Below are 12436 nucleotides of genomic sequence, written 5' to 3'. Positions count from 1 at the left end.
ACTCACGACGGGCTATTCGCTCGACCGAACATGCCGATGTCGGTGCCCCCTCAGGCCCTGGACGCGGCTGGCAGGAGTCTTGGCGTGGATCAGTTAAGGACCGATGACCCGAAGAGCGCGGACTTCACGCTGAGCGAGGACCCCGTCGGGCTGTTCGCGGCCTGGATGAAGGAGGCCGAGGCCTCCGAGCCCGAGGACGCGAACGCGATGGCGCTCGCCACCGCCGGATCGGACGGGCTGCCGGACGTGCGAATGGTCCTGCTGAAGGACTTCGACGCCCGAGGCTTCGTCTTCTACACCAACACGCAGTCCACCAAGGGGGAGGAGCTGGCGCAGAACCCCCAGGCGGCCCTGGTGCTGCACTGGAAGAGCCTGCGCCGGCAGGTGCGGGCCCGCGGGCCGATCACGCCGGTCACGGCCGCGGAGGCCGACGCGTATTTCCAGAGCCGCCGCCGCGAGAGCCGGCTCGGGGCGATCGCCAGCCAGCAATCCCGCCCGCTGGCCGACCGCGCCACGCTGATGAACGCGGTGGCGGAGCTGTCCGAGCGGTACGGCGACGGGCCGATCCCCCGGCCGGAGCACTGGACCGGATTCCGGATCGCGCCGGTGAGCGTCGAGTTCTGGCAGAACGGCGATTTTCGCCTGCACGACCGGGTCCGCTTCACCCGGACGGGCGCGGGCTGGAGCCGGGCGCGGCTCTATCCCTGACATCAAGCCGAAACGCAGAGAGCCCCGGCAGGGCCGGGGCTCTCGCGTCGCGTGACGGGTGGCGCTGAGGCTCAGGCCTCCTCGCCGTCCTTCTTCTCGTCCTCGGCGGACTCCTCGGCCTTCTCCTCGGCGGCCTCGGCCGACTGCGCCTCGGCGATGGCGGCCTCCTCGGCCTCCACCTCGGCACCCAGCACGGTCGGCGGCACGATGTTGGCCACCGGGTCGGTCTGCTCGCCGGTGTAGGTGCCGGCCGGGATCTTGATGTCGGAGACGTGGATGACGTCGCCGATCGCGCGGCCGGTCAGGTCGACCTCGATCGCGTCCGGGATCTGGTCGGGGGCGACGTCGAGGCTCAGCGTGTGGGCCACGATGTTGAGGGTGCCGCCGAGCTTCTTGATGCCGGGGGCCGCGTCCTCGTTGACGAAGTGCACCGGCACCTCGACCGTGACGGTCTGGCCCGAGACGACGCGCAGGAAGTCGACGTGCAGCGGCACGCCGGTCACCGGGTCGAGCTGGAAGTCGCGCGGGATCGCGCGGACCTTCTTGCCGCCGGCGTTGATCTCGAACAGCGTGGTCTTGAAGCCGCCGGCGTAGATCAGGGTGCGGGTGCGGATGAGGTCGACCGCGATGGATTGCGGCGGCTGGCCACCCCCGTAGATGACGGCGGGAACTTGGCCCTGGCGACGAACGGCCCGGGCGGCCCCCTTGCCGACCCGGTCGCGTGCCACGGCCTCAAGCGTCTTCACAGCGCTCATGGCGTGATCCTTTACGATTGCTGGAGCCGGAAAACGAAAAGGCCGCCCCTGGCGGACGGCCACATCCTTCTCGGCGCGCCCCTGCCTCCAAGGGTGTCTCGGGGGCGCGCCGTGCGCATACACGGGCGGGGGCGGATTGGCAATGCGGCGGCGTCGACCCACGGCGGCCCGACCGTCCGGCATCGATCACAGGCCCGCCAGCGCCCGCCGCGCCCGGCGCTTCTGCAGCCACAGGGTCAGGCCGAGCGCGGTCCCGATCACCAGCGCCGAGACGGCCGTGGTGACCGTGCCGAGGGCGTAGATCTCCGGCGTCGTCACCGTGGTGGTCAGGCCCTGCAGCTCCAGCGGCAGGGTGTTGCGGCCGCCGATCGCCTGGCTGGTGCGGGCAAGCTCGTCGAACGACAGGGTGAAGCCGAACAGCGCGACGCCGACGAGCGCGGGCGCGAGGATCGGCACCACCACGTGCCGGAGCGTCTGCGGGCCGCTGGCGCCCAGGTCGCGGGCGGCCTCCTCGTAGGCCGGGTCGAACCGGTTGAACACCGCGAACATGATCAGCAGGCCGAAGGGCAGCGTCCAGGTGAGGTGCGCGCCCAGCGCCGAGCTGTAGAGGCCCATCAGCGTGCCGTGGTCCTGCAGGAACCCCCAGCCGGTGGCGGCGGCGAGCGCCTTCACGGCGTCGTCGAGGAGCCGGAACTCCAGGCCGATGCCCAGCGAGACCACGATCGAGGGCACGATCAGGCTCGAGACTGCCAGGGCGAAGACGAGGCCGGCCCCGCGAAACCCCTTCCGGAAGGCGAGGCCCGCGTAGAATGCGATTCCCACGGTGAGCGCCATGACCACGAGGCCGAGGGCCAGCGAGCGCCGCAGCGCCGCCCAGATGTCGATCACGCCGACGCCTTCCCACAGCTTGGCGAACCAGTGGGTCGAGACGCCGTTCATCGGGAAGGTCAGGCCGCCCGAGGGGCCCTGGAAGCTCAGCGCCAGGATCGTCAGAGTCGGCCCGTAGAGGAACAGGACGTAGAGGGCGAAGACCGCCGCCAGCAGGTAGAAGGCGCGGCCACGGGGCTGGTCCATCGCTACAATTCCCGCCGGAGGTCGATCATCCGGGTGAGCCCCAGGATCATCAGCAGCACGGCGGCGAGCAGCACAACGGCGTTGGCGGCGGCGGCCGGGAACTGCAGGTAGGACATCTGCACCTGGATCACCTTGCCGACGCTGGCGATCTGCTGGCCGCCCATGACGCCCACGGTGACGAAGTCGCCCATCACCAGGGTCGTCACGAAGATCGTCCCGATGGCGATGCCGGGCTTGGCGAGCGGCAGGATCACGTTCCAGAGGATCTGCGCGCCGGACGCGCCGCCGTCGCGCGCCGCCTCGATCAGCCGCCGGTCGATCCGCGCGAGGCTGTTGAAGATCGGCACGATCATGAACACCGTGTCGAGGTGCACGAAGGCCAGGACCACCGCGAAGTCGGAGTAGAGCAGGCCGTCAATCGGCGCGCGGATCAGCCCGAGGGTGCGCAGCGTGTCGTTGACGAGGCCGTTGCGGCCGAGCAGCGGGATCCACGAGATCATGCGGATCACGTTCGAGGTCCAGAACGGGATCGTGCAGAGAAGGAACAGGCCCATCCGCACCGTGCCGGAGCGGATGTGGAAGGCCAGGAAGTACGCGATGGCGAAGCCCAGCGGCAGCGTGATCGCCAGCGTCAGCACGACGAACTTCACTGTCGACAGGTAGGTGCGCACGGTCGTGCAGAGGTCGGCCGACAGGCAGCCGTCGAACACGTCGGCGTAGTTCTGCAGGGTGAGCGCCGGGATGATCTCGTACTCGTTGTACTCCCAGAGGGAGACGATCCCGGTGAGCACCAGCGGCACCACCAGGAAGACCAGGAAGACGAGGGCCAGTGGCGCGGCCTGGAGATAGGCGAGGGCGCGGCCGCGCGGGCGCGCCGCGACGGTGGGCGCTGCGGTGTTCGCAGCGGCCGCGGCGGGCAGGGCGAGATCGGTCATCGGGCTCGCCCCACGCGTGCTGATGCGTCCCATCTCCTCAGTGGGGTGCGATGCGCACGCATCGGTTCCCGCAAGGCGCGACGCGCCCCCTCTCCCGTGCGGGAGAGGGTTGGGGTGAGGGACAGGGGCTTTCCGGAGAGGTCGCATCCCTCACCCTGTCCCTCTCCCGCACGGGAGAGGGGACCCGCGTTCCATCCAGCCGCCGCGTGGCCGCGCAGGATGGGGCTCTTCGGTCGCTTGCAGCGGGCGCGCACCGCGCTCACGCCGCGATGAACTCGTTCCACTTGCGCACCATGTAGGTGTTCTCGTCCATCACGGCGTTCCAGCAAGCGACCGCGCCCATCCGCGCGTCGAAGGAGCCGCCGTCGCGGGTGGCGCCGGCCTTCTCGATCAGGGTGCCGTCGGGGCCGAGGATGTCCTTCTCGGCGGCCTTCCCCTCCATCCAGAAGGCCCACTCGTCGGGCTGCATGTTCGCCTGGGCGGTCTCCAGCACGGCGGAGTAGTAGCCCTGCCGGTTGAGGTAGGCCCCGGCCCAGCCGGACAGGAACCAGTTGATGAAGTCGTAGGCCGCGTCGAGCTTCCGGCCGCTCAGGGTCTTGGGGATGCCGAAGCCCGAGGCCCAGGCCCGGTAGCCCTCCTTCAGCGGCTGGTAGGTGCAGGGCACGCCCTGCGCCCGCACCTTGGTGACGGCGGGCGACCACATCGACTGGATCACCGTCTCGCCCGAGGCCATCAGGTTCACGGATTCGTTGAAGTCCTGCCAGAAGGCGCGGAACTGACCGGCGCGCTTGGCCTCGATCAGCACCTTGATGGTGCGGTCGATCTCGGGCTTCGTCATGTTGCCCTTGTCGCCGTAGGTGTAGTCGCCGGTCGCCTCCACCACCATGGCGGCGTCCATGATGCCGATCGACGGGATGTTGAGGATCGAGGCCTTGCCCTTGAAGGCCGGGTTCAGGAGCTCCTTCCAGCTCGTGACGGGCACCTTGATCAGGTCCGGCCGGATGCCCAGCGTGTCGGCGTTGTAGACGGTCGGGATCAGCGAGATCCACCCGGTCTGTTCGCCGGCAAATTTTTTGGAATCCTGGCCTTCCAGGTAGAAGACCTTCTTGGGCGCCGTGCCCTGGTCGCCGATCTTCTTGCCCGCCACTTCCCCCTTCGTGAAAACGGACGAGATCTTGTCGGCGAGCTTGATCCGCTTGGCGTCCATGCCCTGCAGGTTACCGGAGGGCAGGATCTTCTTGAGGCTGAAATACTCGGTGTCGATCAGGTCGAAGGAGTTCGGCTGGGTGACCGCCCGCTTGGTCACCTCGTCGGTCACCACCGGAATGTATTCGAGGGTGATGCCCAGATCCTCCTTCACCTTCTTGGCGATGTCGGCGGACTGGTTCACGGCGGTGCCGAGATAGCGGAGGGTCACGGGCTCGGCGGCGTGCACCGCCGGGAAGCCGGTCACCGGCGTCGCGGCGAGCGCGGCGGCCCCCTTCAGGAGCGTGCGCCGGCTCGGCTTCTGGGGCAGGTCCATGGTGGTCTCCGTTAGGCGTCGAGGCGGTGGGCGGCTGAAGCGTCCCAGCCGACCGGGATCGTGTCGCCGGGGCGGAGCGGGCGGGCCGCGAACTCCGCGTCGCTGAGGATCGCCGTGAGGGCGGCGGGGCTCTCGGGCGCGCGCTCCAGCCCCTCGGCGTCGAGGCCGACATGGACGCTGGTGCCCTGGTACTCGACGGCCACCACCCGGGCCGGCCGCGCGGCGGGGCCGGCCTCGGCGCCGAGCCGCATCCGGTCCGCCCGAACGGCGACGAGCCCCTCGGGCAGCCGGATCACGTTGTGGCCGCCGATGAACCGGGCCACGAAGGCGGTGGCCGGGCGTTCGAACACGGTGCGCGGGTCGGCGGCCTGCTCGATCCGGCCGGCATTCATCACCACCACGAGGTCGGAGAGCGCCATCGCCTCCTCCTGGCTGTGGGTGACGTGGATGAAGGTGAGCCCGAGCTCGGTCTGGATCCGCTTCAGCTCGACCCGCATCCGCACCCGCAGGAACGGGTCGAGGGCGGAGAGCGGCTCGTCGAGGAGCAGTACCTTCGGGCCGGTGACGAGGGCGCGGGCGAGGGCCACGCGCTGCTGCTGGCCGCCCGAGAGCTGGGCCGGCAGGCGCCCGGCGAGGTGGCCCATCTGCACGAGGTCGAGCATGGCTATCGCCTTGGTCCGGCGCTCCGCCTTGCCGATCCCGCGCATCTTGAGGCTGAAGGCGACGTTGTCGCGCGCGTCGAGATGCGGGAACAGCGCGTAGCTCTGGAACATCATGGCGGTGCCGCGCTCGGCCGGGGCGGCGTCGCCCACCGCCTTCGGGCCGATCACCACGTCGCCCGCGCTGGCGCGCTCGTGCCCGCCGATCATCCGGAGCGTCGTGGTCTTGCCGCAGCCGGAGGGGCCGAGCAGGCAGCAATAGGCGCCGGACGGCACCTTCAGGTCGATGCGGTCGACCGCAATGGCCGCGCCGTAGCGCTTGGTCAGGCCGATCAGCTCGACGTCCATGCGGTTCTCCCCCGGGAGCTGCAGGCAAGCGGCGGGCCAGCGCGGCCGTCAGGCGTCCCGCCGCTCGGCCGGATCGACGGCCCGGTCGAGCACCCGCCCGCGCCCCGGCTCGGACAGGACCCGGCCGTCCTCGGCGATGACCTGCCCGCCCGCGATGGTCATGACCGGCCAGCCGGTGACGTCGAAGCCTTCCCAGGGCGTGTAGTCGGAGCCGTGGTGCAGGTTCGCCTGGCGGATGGTCTCGCGCCGGTTCGGGTCCCACAGGGTCAGGTCGGCGTCGAAGCCCGGGGCGATCGAGCCTTTGCGCGGGTAGAGCCCGTAGAGCTTCGCGTGGTTCGTGGCGGTGAGCGCGGCAAACTGGTTGAGGCTGATCCGCCCCTTCGAGACCCCCTCCGAGAAGAACACCGGCAGCCGCGTCTCGATGCCGGGAATGCCGTTCGGGATCCAGCGGAAGGAGGTCTTCCCCCGCGGGTTCAGTTTGCCCTGCGGATCGTCGTAGCGGAACGGGCAATGGTCGGACGAGATCACGTCGAAGATCCCGCGCCGGATGCCCGACCACACCGCCTCCTGGCTCTCGACGTCCCGCGTCGGCGGCGAGCAAACGTACTTCGCCCCCGCCATGAGATCCTCCTGGCCGAGCCCCTTCATGTCCTCGGCCGTGAGGGTGAGGTATTGCGGGCAGGTCTCGGCCTGGATCTTCAGGCCGCGCGCCTGCGCCCAGGCGATCTGCTCGGTGGCCTCGCGGCCCGAGACGTGGACGATGACGATCGGCAGGTCGATCAGCTCGGCGTGGCTGATCGCCCGGTGGGCCGCCTCCCGCTCGACGATCTCCGGGCGCGACAGGGCGTGGCCGTAGGGCCGGGTCTCGCCCGCCCGCTCCAGCCGCTCGCTCAGGTAGCGGATCGCGTCGTAGCCCTCGGCGTGGACCATGACCCGGGCGCCCTGCCGCCGCGCGACGTGGAACACGTCGAGGAGCTGGCGGTCGTTCAGGACGAGGTCGTCGTAGGTCATAAAGACCTTGAACGAGGTGTAGCCGTCGGCGACCAGAGCCGGCAGCTCCTGGCCGAGCACCGCCTCGGTCGGGTCCGAGATGATCATGTGGATCGCCACGTCGACGTGGCACTGGCCCTCGGCCCTGGCCCGGTAGGCGTCGACGGCGCCGCGCAGGGAAGCGCCCCGGGGCTGGAGCGCGAAGGGCATCACGCAGGTGCTGCCGCCGGCCGCCGCCGCCCGGGTGGCGCTGGCGAAGTCGTCGGCCATGACGATGCCGGGGCCGGAATCCTGGGCGATGTGGACGTGGCTGTCGATGCCGCCCGGCAGGACCAGCAGGCCGGAGGCGTCGATCACCCGGGCGGCGTCGGCGATACCCTCGGCCACCGCGACGATCCGCCCGCCGCGCACGCCGATATCGGCCCGGACCGTGTCGCTCGCCGTGACCACCGTGCCGCCCCGGATGGCAAGGTCGAATTCGGGCATGCCGCTCACTCCTCCGCGCCAGCGGGCGCGCCGGGCCGATGCACGGTCCGCGCCGATTCGGGCTGACCGGTTCGGCACGGCAGGAGGTCACAGGCCGCTGTTCGGGTCCAGCGGGCCGCGAGCGGCACGGCCTGACGCACGCGGTTCCAGCCGAAGCCTTCGGCCGTCGTCGCTCTCCCGTCATCACGAGCGCAGCGACGTGACCCAGGGGCGCGCGACGCCGGAAAGCGGAGCGCTACCCTGGATTGCTTCGCTCCGCTCGCAAGGACGGGTGTCTCGCGGGGTGCCTCGGTCGGACCGGCGCGGACGCCCCGTCCGCGGGTCCGGCACGCAGGCGCGACGGCGCCGCTGCGTGGAACTGCCGCCAGACGCGGCGCATGTGCCGGGCGGAGCCGAAGCCGGCGCGCTCGGCGACCCGCTCCAGGCCGAGGTCGCTCTGCGCGATCAGATCCCGGGCCAGCGCGACGCGGGACCGGTTGACCGCGTCCGTCACGGTCATGCCGGCGTGGAGCCGGAACAGCCGCGCGAGGTTGCGCGGGCTCGCGCCCGCGACCCGGCCGAGCAGCGCCGGCGACCAGTCCCGGGCCGGGTCGGCGGCGATCGCGTCCTGGGCCCGGTGGACCGCCGGGTGCAGATGGCTGCGCCCCTCGAGCCAGGGCGAGAGCTGGGGATCGTCGGGTCCGCGCCGCATGTACACGACGAGCGTCCGCGCGACGGCGACCGCCGTCGCCGGACCGGCCCACTCCGCCACGAGGTGCAGCATCAGGTCGATGCCGGCCGTGACGCCGGCGCTGCTGAACCGGTCGCGGTCCTGCACGAACAGGCGGTTGTCCAAGACCCGGGCCCCGGGGGCCGCCGCCCTCAGCCGGTCGCAGCTGGCATGGTGGGTGGTGCAGGCGTAGCCGTCGAGGAGCCCGGCCCGCGCCGCGAGCAGCGCGCCCTCGCAGACGGTCGCCACGATGTGGCCCGGCCGGACCGCGCCGCGCAGCCACGCGACGATCTCGGCCTCCGCGTCGGCGTCGGCCTCCGCGTCGGGCCCGTCGCCGAGCACCTGCGTGGCGGAGCCCGGCAGGAGCACGACCGTCCCGTCCGCCACCGTCTCCGGCAGCCTTCCGGCCCCGCCCAGGTCGAGCCCGATCGAGCAGCGGGTGAGCGCCCGCGGCGCCGCGTACGCCACCGCGAAGCCGACCCGATCCTGGACGGTGCCGGCGATCCGCAGCACCTCCAGCGGGCCGGCGAGGTCGAGCAGCAGCGCGCGCGGCGGCAGGACCACGAGGACCGGGATGTGCCGCGCCGCCCCGCTCACGCGGCGACCGGCAGGTCCGGGCCGGCCAGCGCCTGGTCCACGGTGGCGATCCGGGCGAACCGGTCGGTCAGCACCAGCTCGGTGCGGGCCTTGATCTCGTCCGCGCCGAAGCGGCGGCCGTCCGGGTGGGTCATGGCGAAGGTCAGGGTGGCCTCGGTCACGTAGTCGACCTGCCAGCCGCTGTCGGAGGCGTGGCGGGCCGTGGTCTCGCAGCACTGCTCGGTCCGGATGCCCGACACGATCAGCCGGCGGATGCCGTGCTGCGTCAGCCAGCCCGACAGGCCGCTATCGACCAGGGCGCTGTGCCGGCGCTTGTGGAAGGTGGCCGTCGGCGCGATCACGACCGGCGCGAGGGTACGGACGTGGCCGGAGGCAATGGCGAACGGGCCGCTCTCGGCCACGTGGAACACCTGCAGGACCGGGATCCGCCGCGCGGCGGCGCCGTCGATGAGCGCCTGCAGGCGCGCGGTGAAGGGCGGGACATCGGCGTCGTTCCAGAAGGGCCTGTGCCGGAAGGATTCCTGGACATCGATGACCAGCAGCGCAACATCGGACATTTCGTGTCTCCCGCTCAGTGAAGCGAGCCGCAGCATTCACCGGTGGGACGCAGCGGGAAAGAAACCGCACCGCCAACCAGCGGACATATCCGGCCATTCTCAGGCGAACAGGAGCCGCGCGTGACGGACCATCCCAAGACGATCTTCGTGCTGACCGGGGCCGGCGTCTCGGCCGAGAGCGGGCTCGGCACGTTCCGCGACCGCGGCGGGATCTGGGCGCGGTTCGACCCGATGAAGCTCGCCACACCGGAGGCCTACGCGGCCGATCCCGACACGGTGCTCGACTTCTACGACCATCGCCGCCGCGGCGTGGTCGCGGCCGAGCCGAACGCCGCGCACTTCGCTCTGGCGCGGGCCGAGGCGCGGATCGCCGACCGGGGCGGGCGGCTGTTCCTGTGCACCCAGAACGTCGACGACCTGCACGAGCGGGCCGGCTCGCGGGCGGTCACCCACATGCACGGCGAGCTGCTCAAGGCGCGCTGCTGCGCCTGCGGCGCGGTCACCCCGTGGCGCGCCGATCTGAGCCGGGCGGACAGCTGCCCCACCTGCAGCACTCCGGGCCGGATGCGGCCGGACGTGGTCTGGTTCGGCGAGATGCCGATGCACCGCGACGCGATCGAGGCGGCGCTCTCCGAGGCCGACCTGTTCGTGGCCGTGGGCACGTCGGGGGCCGTCTACCCGGCGGCCGGCTACGTGCGGCAGGCCCAGGCCCTCGGCATCCCGACCTGCGAGGTCAACCTGGAGCCGTCCGACAACGCCGACGCCTTCGACGCGACCCGCTACGGGCCGGCGAGCGTCGCGCTGCCGTGCTACCTCGACGAACTCGGCCTCTAGCGGGGCGACCGGCCGACGGCGGGGATTCGGGACCGGCCGCAGACGGGGCCCACCACGCGGCGTTCGCCGTCGGGCTCGCCAACCTGTTGTGCGAACGGGGTTTCTCGGCCCGTGATCTGCCGGACCGGGCCAGGATCAAAATCTTAAATGACGCGAATCACATCGGCGCGAGCTGTCAAGAACTGGTCGGGCAGTTGCCCACGGGTTACAACAGTCAAGCTCGGGATCGGCGTCGCGGCCTACCCGAGCGTTCGTTGAAGCCACAAGGGGAAGCAACTACCCATGCAGCACTTCACCGTAACCGACCGCGAGCGTGACACCGTCCTGGCGGCACTGCGCTATTACCAGTTCTACCGGATGCAGGGTCATCCGTTCGACCCCCGTCAGGATCACCTGATCGACACCATCGCCGGCCGGGCCGGCGAGGCGTTGGACCTCGCAGAGATCGACGATCTCTGCGCCGGCCTGAACGGCAACCCGCACGCCCTCGCCGCCGCGGCGGCCTGAGGCAGCTTCCGGGGCGGCCGAGGCCGCCCTCGACGACCCCGCGGCCGGCCCAGGGACGGGGCCGGAGGACGGGCAACCTCCGAGATGAGCGGGCCACCGCCGCCGGAGCGAACCTTCCTCACCGGGGCCGGGCTTCGCGCCCGAACCACACCCTGCCGACGCGCATCCGGGCCTGCCCCGCGGCGCGTCGGTCCGACGGGTGGGTCCGCGCGGCGGGCCCCCCGAAAGGCCGGTTTCGCGCGACGCCGAAACGTGGCCTAACGGATGCGCGACGGCCGCAGGGCCGCGCCTTCCGGTAGCGCCGAGGTCGATGATGCGGACGGGTTCGCGACGGATCCGCCGCGGCGTCCTGCGGGGCGCCGTCCTGCTGCTCCTCGGGCTCGCGCCCGCCACACCCGAGCCCGTTCAGGCCGCGCCCGAGAGCGTCGCCACCGCGCTGGTCGTCTCCGTGGACGTGTCGCAATCCGTCGACGAGGCGCGCTTCCGGCTGCAGATGGAGGGCATCGCCGAGGCCCTGGAGGACCCGTCGGTCCTCGGCGCGATCACCGGCAACCCGGGCGGGATCCTGTTCGCGATGGTGACCTGGGCCGACCGGGCGACCCTCGCGGTCGGCTGGCGGCGGATCGCCGGCCAGGCCGACGCCGCGGCGGCCGCGGCCCTGGTGCGGGCGACGCCGCGCCAGGCGGGCGAGTTCACCTGCCTCGGCCAGATGTTCCGCACCGTGACCGCCGCCGTGCTCCCGGCGCTCCCGGTCCCGGCCGAGCGCGTGGTGGTCGACGTCTCCGGCGACGGGATCGACAACTGCACCGACGCCGCCAGTCTCGCGGAGGCGCACCGGTCACTGCTCGACACCGGCGCGACGATCAACGGCCTGCCGATCCTGGTGCCGGGCGAGAACGACGTGGTCGGGGCCGGGGCCTACCGGGCGCCCGGCTACGGCCTGCTCCCGACGCCGCTGCCGCAGGAGCGCACGGGCCTGGAGCAGTGGTACCGCGCGCACGTCATCGGAGGCCCGGGCGCCTTCCTGCTGGCGGCTGCCGGCTACAGCGATTTCTCCAGGGCGCTGCGGCGGAAATTCGTGATCGAGATCAGCGCGCTGGGGCGGTGACGGGGCTCTCCCCGGACGTACGTCACGCGGATCGAATTGCGCTCGCGGCCGGCCCTGAGCCAACCGTGACGGGCCGGCTCGGACCTGACGGAGGCTGGGGTATTACGCGCTCCGTCATCATGAGCGAAGCGACGCAGGGCAGCGCGACCTCGGAAGGCTTGGCGTGACCCTGGGTTGCTTCGCTCCCCTCGCAAAGCCGGTGGGGCAGAAACGGATAACCGGGAAGCGTTTCAGCCCCTCAGGGTGCCTTCTTCAGCTGCTGCTCAGCGCGGGTGAGCGCCGCCTCGCACGCCTTCGCGTCGCCCTTCTGATCCGCCGTGCGCGCCTCTTCCAGGGCGACCTTCGCCTGCTGGGCGGCGTCCGCGCCCTGGCCGGCCTGGGCCGACTTCTCCGGCGGCGCCTGCGGCGACTCGTTTGCCCGCTGGCCCTCCGTCCCGGTGACACCCTCGCCGCCGCGCTTGGCGGCGTTACCCTGGCCGCTGGTCGAGGCGGAGATCGACTGGGTCAGCTCGGACTGGACCCGCTTGGAGACGCCCTCGATCCGGTCGCCGCAGGGCGAGGCGAGGGCGGGGGCCGCCGTCAGGATCAGGGTCAGGCAGGCCGTCAGGGCGGGACGCATCATCGGGTCGAGTACTTTCCAAGAGAAT

At 71.6% G+C, this 12436-nt stretch carries 13 protein-coding genes; 4 read left to right on the top strand and 9 right to left on the bottom strand.

Features of this window, described 5'->3' with window-relative positions; translation table 11 throughout:
• Window positions 1–84 precede the first annotated feature (84 nt).
• Window positions 85–708: a pyridoxamine 5'-phosphate oxidase gene (pdxH, locus tag ACQKQD_RS23535; RefSeq protein WP_020093857.1), complete on the top strand. Its 624-nt coding sequence runs from the start codon at window positions 85–87 to the stop codon at window positions 706–708.
• Between the two features lie 71 nt (window positions 709–779).
• Here pdxH and ACQKQD_RS23530 read toward each other — a convergent pair whose 3' ends face one another.
• The 8 genes from ACQKQD_RS23530 to ACQKQD_RS23495 all read right to left on the bottom strand — a co-directional run bounded on the left by ACQKQD_RS23530 (window position 780) and on the right by ACQKQD_RS23495 (window position 9340).
• Window positions 780–1463, bottom strand: a complete 684-nt coding sequence (locus ACQKQD_RS23530) for a 50S ribosomal protein L25/general stress protein Ctc (protein ID WP_020093856.1) — start codon at window positions 1461–1463, stop codon at window positions 780–782.
• Between the two features lie 186 nt (window positions 1464–1649).
• Window positions 1650–2537, bottom strand: coding sequence for an ABC transporter permease (locus ACQKQD_RS23525; RefSeq protein WP_056523607.1), 888 nt, complete (start codon window positions 2535–2537; stop codon window positions 1650–1652).
• A 2-nt stretch (window positions 2538–2539) separates the two neighbouring features.
• Window positions 2540–3472 carry an ABC transporter permease gene (locus tag ACQKQD_RS23520; RefSeq protein WP_427509699.1) on the bottom strand — a complete coding sequence of 311 codons (933 nt, stop codon included), beginning with the start codon at window positions 3470–3472 and terminating at the stop codon, window positions 2540–2542.
• Window positions 3473–3731: 259 nt separating this feature from the next.
• Entirely contained in the window at window positions 3732–4994 is a 1263-nt protein-coding gene (locus ACQKQD_RS23515; protein WP_427509698.1) for an ABC transporter substrate-binding protein, read from the bottom strand.
• An 11-nt stretch (window positions 4995–5005) separates the two neighbouring features.
• Window positions 5006–6001: an ABC transporter ATP-binding protein gene (locus ACQKQD_RS23510; RefSeq protein WP_056523616.1), complete on the bottom strand. Its 996-nt coding sequence runs from the start codon at window positions 5999–6001 to the stop codon at window positions 5006–5008.
• 48 nt (window positions 6002–6049) lie between these two features.
• On the bottom strand, window positions 6050–7477 hold the full coding sequence (gene hydA, locus ACQKQD_RS23505; RefSeq protein WP_427509697.1) for a dihydropyrimidinase: 1428 nt from the start codon (window positions 7475–7477) through the stop codon (window positions 6050–6052).
• A 235-nt stretch (window positions 7478–7712) separates the two neighbouring features.
• Window positions 7713–8783: a GlxA family transcriptional regulator gene (locus ACQKQD_RS23500; protein ID WP_427509696.1), complete on the bottom strand. Its 1071-nt coding sequence runs from the start codon at window positions 8781–8783 to the stop codon at window positions 7713–7715.
• On the bottom strand, window positions 8780–9340 hold the full coding sequence (locus ACQKQD_RS23495) for an isochorismatase family protein (protein ID WP_020093849.1): 561 nt from the start codon (window positions 9338–9340) through the stop codon (window positions 8780–8782). The genes ACQKQD_RS23500 and ACQKQD_RS23495 overlap by 4 nt, the downstream gene beginning before the upstream one ends.
• 120 nt (window positions 9341–9460) lie before the next feature.
• Here ACQKQD_RS23495 and ACQKQD_RS23490 point away from each other — a divergent pair, with 120 nt between their 5' ends.
• The 3 genes from ACQKQD_RS23490 to ACQKQD_RS23480 all read left to right on the top strand — a co-directional run bounded on the left by ACQKQD_RS23490 (window position 9461) and on the right by ACQKQD_RS23480 (window position 11789).
• Entirely contained in the window at window positions 9461–10174 is a 714-nt protein-coding gene (locus ACQKQD_RS23490; RefSeq protein ID WP_427509695.1) for an SIR2 family NAD-dependent protein deacylase, read from the top strand.
• 282 nt (window positions 10175–10456) lie between these two features.
• On the top strand, window positions 10457–10681 hold the full coding sequence (locus tag ACQKQD_RS23485; protein ID WP_012320868.1) for a hypothetical protein: 225 nt from the start codon (window positions 10457–10459) through the stop codon (window positions 10679–10681).
• Window positions 10682–10994: 313 nt separating this feature from the next.
• Complete coding sequence (locus ACQKQD_RS23480; RefSeq protein WP_042672366.1) at window positions 10995–11789, top strand: DUF1194 domain-containing protein; 795 nt, start codon at window positions 10995–10997, stop codon at window positions 11787–11789.
• Window positions 11790–12027: 238 nt separating this feature from the next.
• Here ACQKQD_RS23480 and ACQKQD_RS23475 read toward each other — a convergent pair whose 3' ends face one another.
• Window positions 12028–12411: a hypothetical protein gene (locus ACQKQD_RS23475; RefSeq protein WP_427509694.1), complete on the bottom strand. Its 384-nt coding sequence runs from the start codon at window positions 12409–12411 to the stop codon at window positions 12028–12030.
• Window positions 12412–12436: the final 25 nt, after the last annotated feature.

It is taken from the genome of Methylobacterium sp. NPDC080182 (assembly GCF_050281105.1).
In the GTDB taxonomy this organism is placed as follows: domain Bacteria; phylum Pseudomonadota; class Alphaproteobacteria; order Rhizobiales; family Beijerinckiaceae; genus Methylobacterium.
The sequence above is the reverse complement of the archived record's forward strand: the minus strand, read 5'-3'. Positions and strand labels throughout refer to the sequence as shown.